Annotated in this window: 18 protein-coding genes and 2 riboswitches; of the genes, 14 read left to right on the top strand and 4 right to left on the bottom strand. The window is 40.8% G+C overall.

Annotated features, from left to right (window positions below; translation table 11 throughout):
• Positions 1–2 precede the first annotated feature (2 nt).
• Together mtnK and ACIGG7_RS11880 are read right to left on the bottom strand one after the other, a co-directional pair.
• Entirely contained in the window at positions 3–1,184 is a 1,182-nt protein-coding gene (gene mtnK / locus ACIGG7_RS11885) for an S-methyl-5-thioribose kinase (protein ID WP_397549870.1), read from the bottom strand.
• Positions 1,185–1,285: 101 nt separating this feature from the next.
• Positions 1,286–1,442: riboswitch (SAM riboswitch) on the bottom strand.
• A gap of 92 nt (positions 1,443–1,534) precedes the next feature.
• Positions 1,535–2,317, bottom strand: coding sequence for a carbon-nitrogen family hydrolase (locus tag ACIGG7_RS11880; RefSeq protein WP_397549869.1), 783 nt, complete (start codon positions 2,315–2,317; stop codon positions 1,535–1,537).
• A gap of 120 nt (positions 2,318–2,437) precedes the next feature.
• On the opposite strand from ACIGG7_RS11880, the gene ACIGG7_RS11875 reads away from it, so the two are divergent.
• From ACIGG7_RS11875 to ACIGG7_RS11830, 10 genes are all read left to right on the top strand, one after another.
• Positions 2,438–3,622, top strand: coding sequence for a pyridoxal phosphate-dependent aminotransferase (locus ACIGG7_RS11875; RefSeq protein ID WP_397549868.1), 1,185 nt, complete (start codon positions 2,438–2,440; stop codon positions 3,620–3,622).
• 52 nt (positions 3,623–3,674) lie between these two features.
• Positions 3,675–3,777: riboswitch (SAM riboswitch) on the top strand.
• A 91-nt stretch (positions 3,778–3,868) separates the two neighbouring features.
• Positions 3,869–5,077, top strand: coding sequence for a 2,3-diketo-5-methylthiopentyl-1-phosphate enolase (locus ACIGG7_RS11870; RefSeq protein ID WP_397549867.1), 1,209 nt, complete (start codon positions 3,869–3,871; stop codon positions 5,075–5,077).
• The gene (locus tag ACIGG7_RS11865) at positions 5,077–5,742 is read left to right on the top strand and encodes a 2-hydroxy-3-keto-5-methylthiopentenyl-1-phosphate phosphatase (protein ID WP_397549866.1); all 666 of its coding nucleotides are present in this window, start codon (positions 5,077–5,079) and stop codon (positions 5,740–5,742) included. Before ACIGG7_RS11870 ends, ACIGG7_RS11865 begins: the two co-directional genes overlap by 1 nt.
• A complete protein-coding gene (locus ACIGG7_RS11860; RefSeq protein ID WP_397549865.1) occupies positions 5,739–6,365 on the top strand; it encodes a methylthioribulose 1-phosphate dehydratase in 627 nt (208 codons plus the stop codon). Before ACIGG7_RS11865 ends, ACIGG7_RS11860 begins: the two co-directional genes overlap by 4 nt.
• 15 nt (positions 6,366–6,380) lie before the next feature.
• The gene (locus ACIGG7_RS11855) at positions 6,381–6,893 is read left to right on the top strand and encodes a 1,2-dihydroxy-3-keto-5-methylthiopentene dioxygenase (RefSeq protein WP_397549864.1); all 513 of its coding nucleotides are present in this window, start codon (positions 6,381–6,383) and stop codon (positions 6,891–6,893) included.
• 423 nt (positions 6,894–7,316) lie between these two features.
• Positions 7,317–7,562, top strand: a complete 246-nt coding sequence (locus tag ACIGG7_RS11850; protein WP_224941452.1) for an aspartyl-phosphate phosphatase Spo0E family protein — start codon at positions 7,317–7,319, stop codon at positions 7,560–7,562.
• A 226-nt stretch (positions 7,563–7,788) separates the two neighbouring features.
• Entirely contained in the window at positions 7,789–8,247 is a 459-nt protein-coding gene (locus ACIGG7_RS11845; RefSeq protein WP_397549863.1) for a MarR family winged helix-turn-helix transcriptional regulator, read from the top strand.
• 141 nt (positions 8,248–8,388) lie between these two features.
• The gene (locus ACIGG7_RS11840) at positions 8,389–10,083 is read left to right on the top strand and encodes a M3 family oligoendopeptidase (RefSeq protein WP_397549862.1); all 1,695 of its coding nucleotides are present in this window, start codon (positions 8,389–8,391) and stop codon (positions 10,081–10,083) included.
• Positions 10,084–10,232: 149 nt separating this feature from the next.
• Positions 10,233–11,264 carry a YkvI family membrane protein gene (locus tag ACIGG7_RS11835; RefSeq protein WP_224941449.1) on the top strand — a complete coding sequence of 344 codons (1,032 nt, stop codon included), beginning with the start codon at positions 10,233–10,235 and terminating at the stop codon, positions 11,262–11,264.
• A gap of 74 nt (positions 11,265–11,338) precedes the next feature.
• Positions 11,339–11,455, top strand: a complete 117-nt coding sequence (locus tag ACIGG7_RS11830; protein ID WP_224941448.1) for a DUF6254 family protein — start codon at positions 11,339–11,341, stop codon at positions 11,453–11,455.
• 48 nt (positions 11,456–11,503) lie between these two features.
• On the opposite strand, the gene ACIGG7_RS11825 is transcribed toward ACIGG7_RS11830, so the two are convergent.
• Positions 11,504–12,886, bottom strand: coding sequence for a DUF2254 domain-containing protein (locus tag ACIGG7_RS11825; RefSeq protein ID WP_397549861.1), 1,383 nt, complete (start codon positions 12,884–12,886; stop codon positions 11,504–11,506).
• 117 nt (positions 12,887–13,003) lie between these two features.
• The gene (locus ACIGG7_RS11820; protein WP_224941446.1) at positions 13,004–13,183 is read right to left on the bottom strand and encodes a YkvS family protein; all 180 of its coding nucleotides are present in this window, start codon (positions 13,181–13,183) and stop codon (positions 13,004–13,006) included.
• Between the two features lie 165 nt (positions 13,184–13,348).
• On the opposite strand from ACIGG7_RS11820, the gene ACIGG7_RS11815 reads away from it, so the two are divergent.
• From ACIGG7_RS11815 to ACIGG7_RS11800, 4 genes are all read left to right on the top strand, one after another.
• Positions 13,349–13,543: a hypothetical protein gene (locus ACIGG7_RS11815; protein WP_224941445.1), complete on the top strand. Its 195-nt coding sequence runs from the start codon at positions 13,349–13,351 to the stop codon at positions 13,541–13,543.
• Positions 13,544–13,742: 199 nt separating this feature from the next.
• A complete protein-coding gene (locus ACIGG7_RS11810; RefSeq protein WP_397549860.1) occupies positions 13,743–14,333 on the top strand; it encodes a cell wall hydrolase in 591 nt (196 codons plus the stop codon).
• Positions 14,334–14,430: 97 nt separating this feature from the next.
• On the top strand, positions 14,431–14,610 hold the full coding sequence (locus tag ACIGG7_RS11805) for an aspartyl-phosphate phosphatase Spo0E family protein (protein ID WP_224941443.1): 180 nt from the start codon (positions 14,431–14,433) through the stop codon (positions 14,608–14,610).
• A gap of 155 nt (positions 14,611–14,765) precedes the next feature.
• Positions 14,766–15,503: an SDR family NAD(P)-dependent oxidoreductase gene (locus ACIGG7_RS11800; protein ID WP_397549859.1), complete on the top strand. Its 738-nt coding sequence runs from the start codon at positions 14,766–14,768 to the stop codon at positions 15,501–15,503.
• The last annotated feature ends 151 nt before the right edge of the window (positions 15,504–15,654 follow it).

The raw sequence follows: 15,654 nt of genomic DNA, 5'->3' as shown, positions 1-15,654 counted from the left end.
ATTTACGAATGTGCCTTTATTAGAGTCAATAAATCATCTATTGAATGAATGTCTTTACGATTTACAATGAGTTGTTTTCCGAGATTTAAACATATGCGCTTAGCCTGTAGTCTCCGTTCTTTATCTTCAATGCCGTCGAGGTCATCCACATGTGCAAGTCCGATTGTCCTTCTGATGCATTCACATCCTGCAAAGCCTATGCTGTCTTGAAAGCTTTTCTCAAGAACAAATTCAAGGTAACCCTGTACCTTCGTGTAGGCGTCACCACTTTCTTTCCAGTGTCTTGAAAACGTGGTGGAAAAGATAATCCAAGTATCTTTCAAATGTTGCAGGATGGTTTCCTTGTCATCAGGATTTGAGATGACTTGAAATATAAGGTTTGCCATAAATTGACCGATATCAAACCCAATCGGTCCATAGAAAGCAAATTCAGGATCAATGACTTTTGTTTGCTGGTCATCCACAAAAATACTGCCTGTATGAAGGTCCCCGTGCAGAAGGGCTTCACCTTCGGTTAGGAAGCTTTTCTTAAGTTTTGCTACTTCGAGTTTTACATTGAAATCATCCCATAATTGCTGAACATCGGGTAAAAGTTCTTCCTCAAAATCATTGGTTTCACTATTAAAAAAAGGATCCGTGAAAACCAGGTCTTCTGTAATTTTGCACAATTCAGGATTTGAAAACTCCTTCACATATTCTTTTTTCTTAAAGGGATGTAGGGCATAATCAGAAGTGAAATACAATGTATTTGCTAGAAATGTACCAATATCCTTTGATAATCGGGGGTATACATTTCCTTTAATTAGACCGGCGCGTGCGATGGTCAGATGACTTAAATCCTCCATCACTGTAATGGCGAGCAATGGATCCGAATAAAACACCTCGGGTACAAGGTCGCCTACAAAGGAACGCTGAAGCATGAGGGCACGCGCTTCAATTCTCGCCCTCTCGATTGTCAGTGGCCAGTTTTCCCCGACCACTTTAGCATAGGGGAGAGCTTGTTTGATGATGATTCCTTTCCCTGTATCCCTTTCCACTACACGAAAAACCAAATTCAGGTTTCCATCTCCAATTTCCTGACATGATAATTGGGAGCCGTCTGCAAAGATTTTTAAAGAAATGGCCAGTTGGGAGGCCGACTGTTCAGTAAGTGGTTGATACGAATTGAGTTCTGTTATTGCCATTTTCATTCCTCCTTTTAAAAACGGTTTACGGAGGCTTTTCCATGGCATGAGAAAAGCCTCTTTCCATGTTCGAAAGAGGCTTGAAGATTGATCTTCGTCACCTCTTATCTCTCAGAAAGATAGTCTTTCTGTTGGAATTAGCACCGTGCCTTACTGGATCAATCAATCCGGCGCATACTGCGCCCCGTCTTACAACGGTATTATGGTCGGTTGCTGGGCTTCATAGGGCCAAATCCCTCAGCCAGCTCTTGATAAGAGTTGCGTACGCTATTTAATTAATTTTCGGAATCATTTGAATTGAATGGTACCATTGAAGCATTTTCCATGTCAACAAATTTTTTATCAGTGACTTAATAATATTCTGGTCTTCGATCTTGAAAGATCGGAATTTGTTTGCGGACTTTTTCTACTTCTTGTAAATTGATTTCAGCCGAGACCAGTTCTTCCGTTTGAGTTCCTTTAGCGAGTATTTCACCCCATGGATCAATAATGAGTGAACAGCCGCCAAACTCATTATTGGGATCACTGCCCACCCGGTTGCAGGCAATGACGAAACATTGATTTTCAATCGCCCTTGCCTTTAGGAGAGTTTGCCAGTGATCGATCCTTGCACTTGGCCATTCAGCAACGACAAAAACAACTTTTGCTCCAAGCAATACATGCTTTCTGAACCATTCAGGAAAACGGATATCGTAACAGATGAGACCCGCCATCTTTGTCTCATCCAGTGAGAACATCCCGTCCTCCTGTCCAGGAAGTAAATAGTGATGCTCATCCATTAATTTAAACAAATGAAGCTTAGAATACTGTTTTACGAGTATACCCTTTGAATCGACTGCTATAAGTGTATTTCTGACTCCGTCCATTGATTTATTTGCTACAGAACCACCTATGATGTGGATGGAGTATTTCTTTGAAAGGGAAGTCAGGAAGGTGGAGGAGTCTTCTGCTCCTTCATCTGCGATCTCATCCATCCGTGTTAGATCATAGCCAGTCGTCCACAGTTCAGGAAGTACAACCGTAGTGCAACCATCTTCCTTTGCTTTTCTGACCCACTGTTCGACTTTTTCCTTATTTTCTTCAGGTTTCCCAAATGCAATATCCATCTGGGCGAGACCAATCTTATGAATCATTTTCTTCACCTCTTTATGTACGATTTGGCATTTATTCCTTTACATTCTTTATGTTCCGTTATATCATTTGTGACTAGAATTTGAAAGTAATAAATTTTCAAAAAATGAGTAGGTGAATGAATGAAAAACTTTAAAAAGGCATCACGTTTAGAAATGTTGCCTCAACAATTTTTTGCGTCCCTAGCAGGTACAGTGAATGCTGTCGTAAATAAGGGGCATGACGTCATTAATCTTGGGCAGGGAAATCCGGATCAACCGACGCCTCCGCATATTGTGGATAAACTGAAAGAAGCTGCTTCTTCGCCGGCCAATCATAAGTATCCGCCATTTCGAGGCTTGACATCCTTTAAAGAGGCGATTTCAGCTTTCTACCTCCGTGAATATGGGGTAGAAATCAATCCTGAAACAGAAGTGGCCGTCCTGTTCGGAGGGAAAGCCGGATTAGTTGAGATCCCGCAATGTTTATTAAACCCTGGCGATGGTGTTTTGGTACCCGATCCAGGGTATCCGGATTATCTATCAGGGGTTGCATTGGCTGAAGCGAAAATGGTCACAATGCCGTTAAAAGAAGAGAATGGATTTTTGCCTGATTATAGTGATCATTCCCCGGAGGAATTAGAAAACGCCAAAGTAATGTTCCTCAACTATCCCAATAATCCTACCGGTGCAACCGCTACATCACAGTTTTTCGAAGAAACAGTGGAACTTGCTGCACAGCATGATATTTGTGTAGTGCACGACTTCGCCTATGGGGCAATTGGTTTCGATGGACAGAAGCCTATAAGTTTTCTGGAAACGACAGGCGCAAAGGATGTCGGGATCGAGATTTATACACTTTCGAAGACATATAATATGGCCGGTTGGAGAGTCGGATTTGCTGTGGGGAATAAGAGTGTCATAGAGGCGATCAACCTCCTGCAGGATCACCTTTACGTCAGTCTGTTCGGGGCCATTCAGGAAGCAGCAACCACGGCTTTATTAAGTCCACAGGATTGCGTTACCGATCTGGTTGCTACATACGAAGATAGAAGGAATCTATTAATCTCAGGACTGCAGGAAATAGGGTGGGATGTTAAAGCCCCACAAGGTTCTTTCTTTGCATGGCTGAAAGTGCCGGAAGGATTCACATCCGTTGAGTTTTCAACCTATTTACTCGAGAAAATCAATGTTGCTGTGGCACCAGGCGTAGGATTTGGAGAATACGGGGAAGGGTACGTCCGAGTCGGGCTGTTAACCACAAACGAACGCATAAAAGAAGCCATTTCCCGTATAGAAAATTTAGAATTATTTCACAAAAGGGATTGACATCAGCGGGAAATGGTGCAATAATCCAACTGAATTAAATAAAAAAATTAGATTCTTATCAAGAGCAGGCGGAGGGACCAGCCCTATGAAGCCCGGCAACCGACTTTTTCAAGCACGGTGCTAATTCTTGCAGCTAATGAGCTGACAGATAAGAAAGAGTGATAATGGCAAACCTCTTCTTATCAGGAAGAGGTTTTTTGTTTTGTAAAGAATGATAGGAGTATTCTGTAAGGAGGATGAACGACGATGAGTGAAGTGATAGCAACTTATAAAATAAAGGGGAAAACAGGAACGTTTGAAAAAAAGGCTGAAGGAATTGCCCTGGGATTAACAGTTGGTTCGTGGACGGACTTGCCTATACTGGAACAAGAACAATTACAGAAGTACAAGGGGAGAGTAGTATCCATCAGTGAGAGTGAAGATGGTGCGACCGGTTTGGTGAAGATCGGTTATCCAGGTCATAATTATTCAAACGATCTGCCTGCAGTCCTTACAACCGTTTTTGGAAAGCTTTCTTTAGATGGTGAAGTGAAATTAGTAGATTTAGAGTTTTCCGCTGATCTTAAAAAGAATTATCCTGGACCACGGTTTGGGATTGATGGAATAAGGGAGTTAACAGGTATAAAGGAAAGGCCGTTGCTGATGAGTATCTTTAAAGGGGTGATCGGAAGGGATTTTACCTTTTTGGAAAATCAGTTGAAAGCTCAGGCCATGGGTGGCGTGGATGTTGTAAAAGACGATGAGATTCTTTTTGATAACCCGCTTACCCCCTTTATTGAGAGAATCAGGACAGGAAAGAGAGTATTACAAGAAGTGTATGAAGAAACTGGTAAGAGAACGCTGTATGCCGTAAATCTTTCAGGGAGGACTTCTGAATTAAAGGAAAAAGCAAAGAGAGCCCGTGAACTTGGTGCCGATGCACTATTATTCAATGTTTTCTCTTATGGTCTCGACGTCCTTCAGGAACTGAGAGAAGATCCCGGAATCTCTCTTCCCATCATGGCCCATCCTGCATTTGCAGGGGCTGTGGCTGCATCCCCATCATTTGGAGTTGGATATTCACTATGGGTGGGAAAATTTCTCCGAATGACAGGGGCTGATTTTTCTTTATTTCCGTCTCCTTATGGGAGCGTCGCCCTGAATAAGGATCAAGTATTATCCGTCAGCGAAGAGTTAAACAAGGAAGATGCATTTTTCAAAAAGGTGTTGCCAGTGCCATCAGCGGGGATTCACCCTGCTCTTGTACCACTATTGGTGAAAGACTTTGGGTTTGACTGTGTCATTAATGCCGGAGGTGGCATCCATGGGCATCCTGATGGGGCAATCGGTGGGGGGAAAGCATTCTTGCAGGCGATTGATGCCATATTAGAAGGAGTGAATCTTAGAGAAGCAGCAGAAACTCAAAGTGAACTCAGGAAAGCACTGTCTCTGTGGGGAGAGGAGGTAAAGGTATAGTGACGCGTCCGATTATTCTCTGTGATTTTGACGGGACCATTACAGAAACCGATAATATCATTTCGTTGATGAAGCATTTCGCCCCACCGGAATGGGAACCAATTAAGGATGCGGTTTTAGAACGCTCACTTTCTATAAAAGAAGGAGTCACCCAATTATTCTCTCTTATTCCTTCCTCAATGAAGGACGAAATGATCCAGTATTTAAGAAATACAGCGGTTATACGTAAAGGCTTTAAGGAATTTGTCGAATATACGATAGAGAATCGGATTTCCCTGTACATTGTAAGCGGTGGAATCGATTTCTTTATTCATCCTATATTAGAAGCATATGGTCCGTTTCAAGGGGTCTTTTGCAATGAAGCAAGCTTCAGTGAAACGACGATTTCCATCCGATGGCCGTATCCCTGTGATGAACAATGTGGAAGTAAGGGGTGTGGATGCTGTAAACCCTCCATCCTTAGAACGTTATCAAAACCTGAAGGAGCCAGTGTCATCGTGATCGGTGATTCGGTCACAGATCTTGAATTGGCCAAGCAGGGGGATATGGTGATAGCCAGGGACTATCTTGCACAAAAATGCAAAGAAGATGGAATACCTTTCATTTCCTTTGAAACCTTTCATGACTGTATCGAAGCCCTGGAAAAAGAAGGAGTGATCACGTGAACTATCAGGAACAATGGGAAGAACTTGCTGAAATAAAAAGAGAATTAGCAGACAGGGACTGGTTTATGGGAACAAGTGGAAACCTTGCCATACGTGTAGGTTCTTCCCCCGTTACTTTCCTGGTTACGGCAAGCGGCAAGGATAAAAGAAAACACACGAAAGAAGACTTTCTCCTTGTAAATGCACGTGGTGATGCGATTGAAGATACACCATTGCGTCCATCAGCCGAAACGCTCCTGCATCGTTATGTGTTCACAGAAAGTAAAGCAGGCTGCAGCCTGCATGTTCATACTGTGGCAAATAACGTGATCAGTGAGATATACGGGGATGAAGGTGTTGTTTTATTGAAAAATCAGGAACTGATTAAAGCTTGGGATAAATGGGGGGAACATGATTCACTTGCGATTCCAATCATTCAAAATCATGCACATATCCCCACTTTAGCAGATGCATTTCAACCCCACATTAAAGAGGATAAAGGGGCGGTGCTCATTCGAAATCACGGGATTACCGTATGGGGACGAACCGGTTTTGAAGCCAAGAAACTATTAGAAGCTTGTGAGTTTTTGTTTCAATACCAACTTGCTCTTATATCTGTAACGAATACTAAAATCCATAACTAAAGGAGGAATCAGATCATGACAACAATCAAAATCCAAGGTAAAAACCAAGTGATAGAAGATCAAGAGGAGGTAGTACGCTATTTAAGAGAACAAGGAGTAGTATATGAACAGTGGGATATCGGAAAGCTGGACAAGAGTCTTCATGAGCAATATGTATTGACGGAAGGTGATAAGGAACACATTCTGTTTACATTCAAAGAAGAAATAGAAGACATTTCTGAGAGAAGGGGATATCAGGCATGGGATATCATTTCTCTTTCGGAAGAAACCCCTAATCTTGAAGAGCTTCTAAAGAGTTTTCAACAAGAGCATCATCACACAGATGATGAAGTCCGTTTTATTGTAAATGGTCATGGTGTATTTGTCATTCAAGGAAATGACGGAGATTTCTTTGAGGTTCACCTTAATCCGGGAGACTTAATCTCTGTTCCAGAGAATATCCGCCACTATTTCACTTTAAGCGAAGATAAGAAAGTAGTCGCAGTCCGTATTTTCGTTACACGTGAAGGCTGGGTTCCCATCTATTAATCTACTATCGGGATGAAGCAGAGACAAAAGTATTATAATCAAAGTAATATCCGAATGATTCTTTGAAATCGTTCGGATTTTTATTTTTATGACTTAGTGCATTTAGCAGGTTCCGGCTGTTGTTTGGAGTGCAAAGCGGAGACTCCTGCGGGAAAAGCGGAATCTTGCACGTAATCAGGCAGTGGTGTAACAAGTGATCGTAGAGAACTCATCAGTAAAGGTAGTTCGTCTTTAGATTGATATATTTAGATATACTCCAGCTTCATCATTTGGTTTTGGCGAAAAATGTCAGATAAAGATACATTACTAGTTATTTTGTCTTGTTTTGCGAATCTATTTACTTTTCTGATAATACTTGCGATAATTCTCAAGTAACGATTTTACTAAATATAGACTAGGAGCTAAAAAAGGAGTTTAGTAGAAATGGGTCGTCTTTTAAAACAAAAATGGTTATTATTGAGAATCAATCAGAAACGTTCAGAAATGATTTCACTCGGGGAGAATCTGGGGCTTTGTGCAGAAGAAACAATCAAATGCAGCCAGCAATTGGATCAGCTCTTGAACGACTATGAAAAGTGTACACATAACGTTGTACCACTAGCATCACAGGAATCATCACTTGATTTCGGGCAATACATCAAGAGCATATTAAAACGCACTGCTTCTTGACCACTCAACAAGAACCCCTCATCATTTAGCATGATAAAAGAGAAAGAATCTCCAACTAATCCCACTTTTAAAATTAGACAATCAAACGAATTTGTCGTTATTTCAAACAACCAAAGGACGGTGCGCGCGCACCGTCCTTTGGTTTGGTATGCTATCACTCTCTAGTTTGACAATGTGAGGTTTTCTTTGTATAATATTTTGAAACTGAGATATATTCTTTAAAGGAATGAATGCCATGAAAGAATTGCAGGATTCAAAACAATCATTGAAGCTTTTCATTGTCCTGTCGAGAGCTTTTAAAGCCTTAAATGAAGAAATAAACAAAAACATTCAAGAAAATGGATTAAATCCTACTGAATTTGCCGTCCTGGAGCTACTATATCATAAGGGAGACCAGCCCTTGCAGCAAATAGGCGGAAAGATCCTGTTAGCATCCGGAAGCATCACGTATGTTGTCGATAAGCTTGAACAAAAAGGTTACCTGAAACGTGTTGCATGTCCGAAGGATCGTCGCGTGACCTATGCTCAGATCACGGAGGATGGCAGGGAGTTAATCGATGATATTTTCCCGAATCATGAGAAGAGGATCCATGAATTGATGTCTTCTTTATCTTCGGATGAAAAGCAAGAAACGATACAAAATCTGAAAAAGCTGGGACTATCCATTAAAGATTTGTCCTATTAAGCTCCATCAACCTGCCCCGTCCACTAGACGGGGTTTTTGTTTTATTAGCATTATCGAAATTCAATCCTACTTTAACAGGAAATTCCTTATTGGAGGTCGAATAACTATAGTTCGGGATGAATTTAAAAGGAGGCACAATGTATGAAGTTTGAAGAATTTACATATGAAAGACCAAATCTGGAAGAGATTAAACCGGTTTTTGAGAAGGCGCTCCAGAAATTTAAATCTGCTTCGGATGTATCTGAACAGGTGGAAGCCATCAAGGATATCAATGAGATTCGACTAAATATCGATACCATGCAGAACATATGTTATATAAGACATTCCATCGATACCAATGATTCCTTTTACAAAGAAGAGCAGGAATACATCGATGATATGATGCCTGAGGTTTCCGGCATGGTGACTGAATATTATCAGGAACTGGTGAATTCTCCTTATCGTGAAGATTTAGAAAAAAAGTGGGGAAAACAATTATTTTCTCTTGCAGAGAGTGAAATCAAGACTTTTTCTCCTGAAATCATCACACTGCTTCAAAAAGAAAATAAGCTGTCTTCTCAGTATACAAAACTAATGGCTTCTGCCAAGATTCCATTTGAAGGTGAAGAGCGGACTTTGGCCCAGATGGGTCCATTCACCCAATCCATACATCGCGACACGAGAAAAGATGCGGCACTTGCCACTGTATCCTTCTTCGAAGAAAATCAGGAAGAATTAGACCGTATATTCGATGAGTTAGTCAAACTCCGTCATGAGATTGCGACTACATTAGGGTATAAAAACTTCGTTGAGTTAGGGTATTATCGTATGACAAGAACCGATTATACTCCTGATATGGTAAAAGTATTCCGCGATCAAGTGAAGGAGCATATCGTCCCTCTAGCCACAGAGTTGAAAGAAAGACAGGGACAACGCATCGGCATCGACTCCATGAAGTTTTATGACGAAGGATTTAAATTCACATCCGGAAACGCAGCGCCTAAAGGGGATCCTCAGTGGATTATCGAAAATGGAAAGAAAATGTACGAAGAACTTTCTCCTGAAACGAAAGAATTTTTTGATTTCATGATCGAGAGGAACCTCATGGATTTAGAAGCGAAGAAAGGGAAAGCAGGAGGCGGATATTGCACCTATATTGCTAACCAAGAGTCGCCTTATATTTTCTCGAACTTTAATGGTACGTCGGGAGATATCGATGTGTTGACCCACGAAGCGGGTCATGCGTTCCAGGTCTATTCAAGCCGTGGGTTCGATATTCCTGAATATATATGGCCTACGTACGAAGCGTGTGAGATCCATTCCATGAGTATGGAGTTCTTTACTTGGCCATGGATGAATTATTTCTTTAAGGAAGACACGGATAAGTATCAATTTTCACATTTGAGCGAAGCGCTGCAATTCCTGCCATACGGAGTCGCTGTCGATGAATTCCAACATTTTGTGTATGAGAACCCAGAGGCCACTCCTGCTGAACGAAACGCTGCGTGGAGGGAAATCGAAAAAGTATACTTGCCTCACAAGGATTATGACAATGTTACCTACCTGGAAAATGGAGGATTCTGGCAGCGTCAGTCTCATATCTATAATTCACCTTTCTACTATATTGATTACACGCTGGCTCAAATTTGTGCTTTTCAGTTCTGGACGAAAATGAAGAAGGATCGTGAAGGTGCGTGGGGTGATTATGTTTCCCTTTGTAAACTGGGAGGGAGCCGTTCCTTTACTGCGCTAGTGGAAGCTGCAAACCTAGACTCCCCATTCCAAGAGGGGACAGTCGAGAAAGTGATTGCACCAATTAGACAATGGTTAAATGATATCGACGATAAATCCTTATAAGCTAAGTTTGGCAGCCGTATTTCATACGGCTGTTTTTTTATTTGCCATCAATTTATATACAGGGTGAAATTTCAAAGAATTATTTTCTTTTGCTTCTGATTTTCCATGCTTGTACATAAGGTGAAGTAGAAGGTGTCAGAGGTGATGGGATGAAAAAAATTGCTGGATCTTTTCAGATAGCTGCCGTATATGTAGGAACTGTCATAGGAGCCGGTTTTGCCACGGGAAGGGAAATCGTAGAGTTTTTCACCCGGTTCGGTTTTGTCGGGTTTATTGCCATTTTATTAAGCGGATACTTATTTATTACCATGGGGACCAAGATCATGCTCAAATCCCATGATATCAAAGCGAAGTCTTTCGAAGAATTCAACGAGTACTTATTTGGAAAATGGTTTTCCAAAATCATGAATATCGTTATGATGATTATGCTGATCGGTGTTTCCGCTGTCATGCTTTCAGGAGCCGGGGCGGTTTTTCAGGAACAGCTCCTCTTATCTAAACAATTGGGCATTCTGTTGACTATCGCGTTAGGTTTTTTCACTATGATGGTCGGAATCAAAGGGTTATTTGCAGTGAATACGTTTGTAGTGCCCTTAATGATATTCTTTAATCTGTTCCTGATGGTATACTCAGTGCGCCATGCTGCTTTTTTAGACTCCTTTCTGATGATACCTCATGCAGAAGATGGGTGGAAATCCGTCGTTGCCCCTTTTTCGTATGTTGCCTTTAATCTCGCAATGGCACAGGCGGTACTTGTTCCGGTTGCCGGAGAAATGAAAGATCGGGAAATGATTAAATATGGGGGATATCTCGGCGGCTTTTTTCTTACTCTTATTTTGATATCCAGTCATATCACCCTGGTGATGATTCCTAACGTGACCCAATATCAAATTCCTATGGCCGTCGTGATGAAGTCATTTGTTTCCGGTTTTTACTTTGTTTATATCCTCATCATATATGGTGAAATCTTCACGTCTGTCATTGGTGGAGTATTTGGTCTCGAGAAGCAGTTAAGCAATTATTGGAAGGGACCTTCATTCTTTACATTCACCGGTATCTTCCTGATGATCTATTCTTTAAGTTTCTTCGAATACAGCGAACTCTTATCGTATCTCTATCCACTATTTGGTTACATGAGTTTGGTATTCATCATTCTTCTCTGGATGAAACCAAAGAAATAATCTTTATGGAGAGTAAAATATGTGTCTGCTGCCCATGTTAATAATGATCATATATTCAAAAAGGAGTGGGAACCATGACAGAATCAAAGCATGAAAAAGAGAGAAAGTGGAATGTAAGGAAAGAAAATCAGCAACCTCATGGGAAGGTTTCTTCGTTCAAAGAACTTACAGACGGGAAAAAAGATAAATAATCATAAGAAAAACGGATGACAACAGTCATCCGTTTTGTTTTGTTTCAGTCATGAAGATTTATCGGTATAAGAGTCTTCGGTTTTGTATTGATCGGGAAAGTATCTATTACGCACTTCGTCCTTATCCCAATCATCCAGACTGCATGCAGAGGCCAGTTGGTCAAGATGTCTCATGATGTACTGCATATCAAGGTTCTGGAGGCTGTCATAGTCGATTCCCTCCAGGATGTAGTCCTTGAATGTCCATACCATGCGCTTTGTTTCCCCACTGTTATTTTCACCGATCATTCTCAACGAACGGAGGATTTCTGTAATGATCGATATATCTTGTTTCCCGTAATGACGTAATTGATAAAAGCTCTTGTATAAATAATCAACAAAGGTAGGCTGTTCTAATATGATGCGTACATTGTTTTCGTCATCAGTCAAATAAGAGCTTGGAAGCTTGTGTTTTGCAAGCTTGGAAAGGATGATCCCGATTTCTTCTATGCAATTCTTTGCCGTGTTCGGGTCATTGATGGCAGGGGAAATCGCTCGTAAGGCTATCTCTACAAGTTTCCGGATGCCAAGTTCGATGTCTTCCATCGGCTCTTTATCAGGGCCAAGTACAAGGAATTTCAGGTAACTTTCAGCATCTATTTCATCTTCTGTGGACCAGACTGTCATGACAGGGGTCCCTTCGAGTAAGTATTCGCCTGGAGTTTTCACCATCCGGACAATGCTTTTGTCCTTCCTGGCTTTCTTGATCATTCCTTCAATATCGATTTGTTGCATATACCCTGATTCCTCACTGAACACGTTATAGGGCTCGGTGTCTTCAAAGTATGACTCATTGAATGTTGAAGGGTCTTCATTAATGGCATTTCTTCTGAATAAGTAACTCTCATCAATTTTCTTATTCGTTTTTATGGTGATGTTATGGATTAAGTTACTCACCTTTACCCAATTGGAAACATGATGTACAAAATAGACGAAAACAAATAAACATACTACTGCCACAATCCCGGCAAATGCTGAGGAAATATATAATTCCTGACCGGATTCATCTTTGAGAAGGACGAGCAGTGTGATGCAGTAAACCACTCCGGAAACAAAGATGGCCAGCACCCTCTGAGTCGGACGGTCGTTGATGAAGTTTTGTAAAGTCCTTGGTGAATACTGGGAAAGAAATGTTGTAAGGACAACCATAATCGTCGAAAACGTAATGGTCGTCATGGTCATGATGGATGATGCAATGGTACTGATAATGGTCATGGATAAGTTGAAATTAGAGAATAATACCTTAGGGAATATGGGATAGCTATGCTGACTCAACCACCAATCAAAATAAAAGGTGATGAGAGAGAGAAATAATGAGATAAGGGAGAATAAAAATGGCACAAACCAAAAGCTTTTTTGCGCTTTATTAAAGATATGTATATTCATATTCATGATAAGGCTCCACCTTTTGAAACAGTATGATATAAGAATAACCTCAAAGGTGATTCAATAAACCTTACAGAAGAATAAGGAGGGGGAGCCCTCCTTGGAAGAATAGTGTTCTCGGTATTATGCTTCTACGATTTTATAGTTTTTGTGATTAACCACCGTCTTTTCTTCTAATTCAAGATCACGATAATTCTTCATATAGGTTAAATCGACGATCACGGAATTTTCATTCACTTTTTCAACGATGCCTTTTAATCCATCTCTAAATTCAATGACATTACCGATTTCTGCTTTTTTCATCAAAGGTCGCTCCTTTTTGGCAAAATTCTACAAACAATTACTAATATTTTGACGTAAAGTCATGGAAAGGTAAAGAGTTTTCTAACAATTACATATGAAAATTATGACTTGAGCTTATATACCATTTAAAATTACAATAGAATCAGTGAGGAAGGGAGTAAGGTTATGAGTGAAGCAGAAATTCTTGAGCAACTGCAATTATTGCGTACAAGAGAAATAGAAGAAATTACGGTGATGAAAGAAAATTTCCTGGCCTTTCGTTCGATTCTGGTAAAACAAGATGATTTTAAACAGTTCCGTGGAATCGCCCAGCAAGGCGGGAATATTCAATTTCAATATCTGGAAACGCCTAGAAGTTAAGGTAGCAGGGGAGATATCCTCTGCTTTTTTGTTTCATTGTATGAATCAGTCCCAGGGAGTCCTTCTGTATAAGATTAGTATATGACGACATATGTTCGGTTAGTATTAAAGTCTTCGCAATGGGTGGTAACCATTACCTGCTGAAAATCCCCTCATTCATTGTTATCTTAGTGGGGAGCACTATTTAGGAGGTAGAGAAATGATTAAGAAAAGCTTTATGATAGGAATTGCAGCACTTTCATTTGTTACATTCTCAACTCAAACGTTTGCTGCAGAGGGAATTCACACCGTAGAAAAAGGTGAGTCCCTTTGGGATATCGGTAAAGAGAAATCTGTATCCGTCATTCAATTAAAGAAAGAAAATAATCTTACAACCAATGACCTTTATCCGGGTCAAACGATAGAGATTCCTGACAATAACGTAACGGCTGAAGACCGTGAGCTGTTGGCAAAGCTTGTGCATGCAGAAGCGAAAGGTGAGTCATATGCAGGAAAAGTGGCTGTGGCAACCGTCGTATTGAATAGAGTCGATTCCACAGAATTCCCTGACTCTATTAAAAAGGTCATTTATCAGGTTTCCAATGGACATTATGCCTTTTCACCAGTGCAAAATGGACAAATCAACCAGGCTCCTTCCCAGGAAGCCAGAGATGCCGTCCAAGAAGCACTTGCATTCAGAGGTCAGGGGAAAGGTTCTCTATTTTTCTATAATCCAGTAACATCTACAAGCGACTGGATCACAAGCAGGGAAACACTGCTGACAATAGGGAAGCATCGTTTCGCAAAATAATAGGAATCATCATGAACGATATGAAAGCTGAGTACTTTTCTCTTTTCTCTATGTGGAATTAATAGTAAAATAGAGAAAAGAAGTAGAGGTGAAGTTGATGAACGGTACAATAGCCGCTCGAATTGAGGTCATACGCTCAAAGATGATTCAGTCTGGAATTCGTTTTGGCCTGAGCAATCCAACAACCATTCAACTGAGTGAAGAGCTGGATGCCTTGATCAATATTCATCAGCGCGATGATTCGAATAAAAGAGTTCAAAGGAAAATCATTCAATAAATATAAGGTTAACCCATAAGAAATGGCCTTTCTTACCTAAGAGAGAATTTCAACCGGGTTAACCTTTTTCTATTGCTTAAAGAAGATTGGGAAGCTAGTGGATAGGGTATCCTTTTTATAGCAGAAATTGATAGAACCAAAGGAGAGTGAGTACTGTGAAAGGGAATGTTGTATGCATCACAGGAGGAGCCAATGGAATAGGGAGATCCTTGGTTGAAGAATTTTCCAAACAGGGTGCAATTGTAGAATTTATGGACATGGATGGAGTGGGAGGGAATGCACTTTCCAAGAAGCTCAATACTGAAGGGTATAGCGCCCGCTTTCATGAAGTGAACGTAGGTGACCCTCTAGAGGTGAGAAAGGCTTTCACTACTATCAGGGAGGAACATGGTGTGGTGGATGTTCTGATTAATAATGCAGGTGTTTCCAGGTTCATGTCGTTTTGGGATATGAAACCTGATGATTGGAACAGCATTATATCAGCGAATTTAAGCAGTGTATTTTATTGCAGCAGGGAAGCGGCAGAGTTAATGAAGGACCGTGGAGGATGTATCATTAACATGGCTTCCACCAGGGCTTTTATGTCTGAACCGGATACAGAAGCCTATTCGGCTACCAAAGGTGGCATTGTCAGTCTTACGCACTCACTTGCCATCACACTGAGCGAGGTGGGGATCCGCGTCAACTCCATCAGTCCTGGATGGATCCAAACAGAAGATTATGCCTCATTGAGAGACATGGATCATGAACAGCATCCATCCGGCAGGGTCGGGAAGCCAGAGGACATTGCAAGGGCGTGCTTATTTCTTGCAAATCCTGATAATGATTTCATAACCGGCGAAAATCTTGTTGTTGACGGCGGGATGACGAGGAAGATGATTTATAAACACTGACGGGGTGGAAAAAGGAATAGGATGACGAGTTGTATATAATAGAAAAAACCGATCACTAACCAATATGGCAGAGTGATCGTTTTTTTTATAAAAAAAGGGATAAATTTACAAAGAATTATGGTAAGATAAGAAAAAGATATTGTTAGAAAAT

This window comes from Rossellomorea sp. NPDC077527 (assembly GCF_044542955.1).
GTDB classification, from domain to species: domain Bacteria; phylum Bacillota; class Bacilli; order Bacillales; family Bacillaceae_B; genus Rossellomorea; species Rossellomorea aquimaris_E.
The sequence above is the reverse complement of the archived record's forward strand: the minus strand, read 5'-3'. Positions and strand labels throughout refer to the sequence as shown.

Bases quoted from the DNA above. Each gene is read 5' to 3' on its own strand.
- ACIGG7_RS11835 (WP_224941449.1), top strand. From the start codon at position 10,233: ATGAAAAAAATTGCTGGATCTTTTCAGATAGCTGCCGTATATGTAGGA.
- ACIGG7_RS11810 (WP_397549860.1), top strand. From the start codon at position 13,743: ATGATTAAGAAAAGCTTTATGATAGGAATTGCAGCACTTTCATTTGTT.
- mtnK (WP_397549870.1), bottom strand. From the start codon at position 1,184: ATGGCAATAACAGAACTCAATTCGTATCAACCACTTACTGAACAGTCG.
- ACIGG7_RS11880 (WP_397549869.1), bottom strand. From the start codon at position 2,317: ATGATTCATAAGATTGGTCTCGCCCAGATGGATATTGCATTTGGGAAA.
- ACIGG7_RS11815 (WP_224941445.1), top strand. From the start codon at position 13,349: ATGAGTGAAGCAGAAATTCTTGAGCAACTGCAATTATTGCGTACAAGA.
- ACIGG7_RS11875 (WP_397549868.1), top strand. From the start codon at position 2,438: ATGAAAAACTTTAAAAAGGCATCACGTTTAGAAATGTTGCCTCAACAA.
- ACIGG7_RS11855 (WP_397549864.1), top strand. From the start codon at position 6,381: ATGACAACAATCAAAATCCAAGGTAAAAACCAAGTGATAGAAGATCAA.
- ACIGG7_RS11825 (WP_397549861.1), bottom strand. From the start codon at position 12,886: ATGAATATGAATATACATATCTTTAATAAAGCGCAAAAAAGCTTTTGG.
- ACIGG7_RS11840 (WP_397549862.1), top strand. From the start codon at position 8,389: ATGAAGTTTGAAGAATTTACATATGAAAGACCAAATCTGGAAGAGATT.
- ACIGG7_RS11850 (WP_224941452.1), top strand. From the start codon at position 7,317: ATGGGTCGTCTTTTAAAACAAAAATGGTTATTATTGAGAATCAATCAG.
- ACIGG7_RS11820 (WP_224941446.1), bottom strand. From the start codon at position 13,183: ATGAAAAAAGCAGAAATCGGTAATGTCATTGAATTTAGAGATGGATTA.
- ACIGG7_RS11845 (WP_397549863.1), top strand. From the start codon at position 7,789: ATGAATGCCATGAAAGAATTGCAGGATTCAAAACAATCATTGAAGCTT.
- ACIGG7_RS11870 (WP_397549867.1), top strand. From the start codon at position 3,869: ATGAGTGAAGTGATAGCAACTTATAAAATAAAGGGGAAAACAGGAACG.
- ACIGG7_RS11830 (WP_224941448.1), top strand. From the start codon at position 11,339: ATGACAGAATCAAAGCATGAAAAAGAGAGAAAGTGGAATGTAAGGAAA.
- ACIGG7_RS11805 (WP_224941443.1), top strand. From the start codon at position 14,431: ATGAACGGTACAATAGCCGCTCGAATTGAGGTCATACGCTCAAAGATG.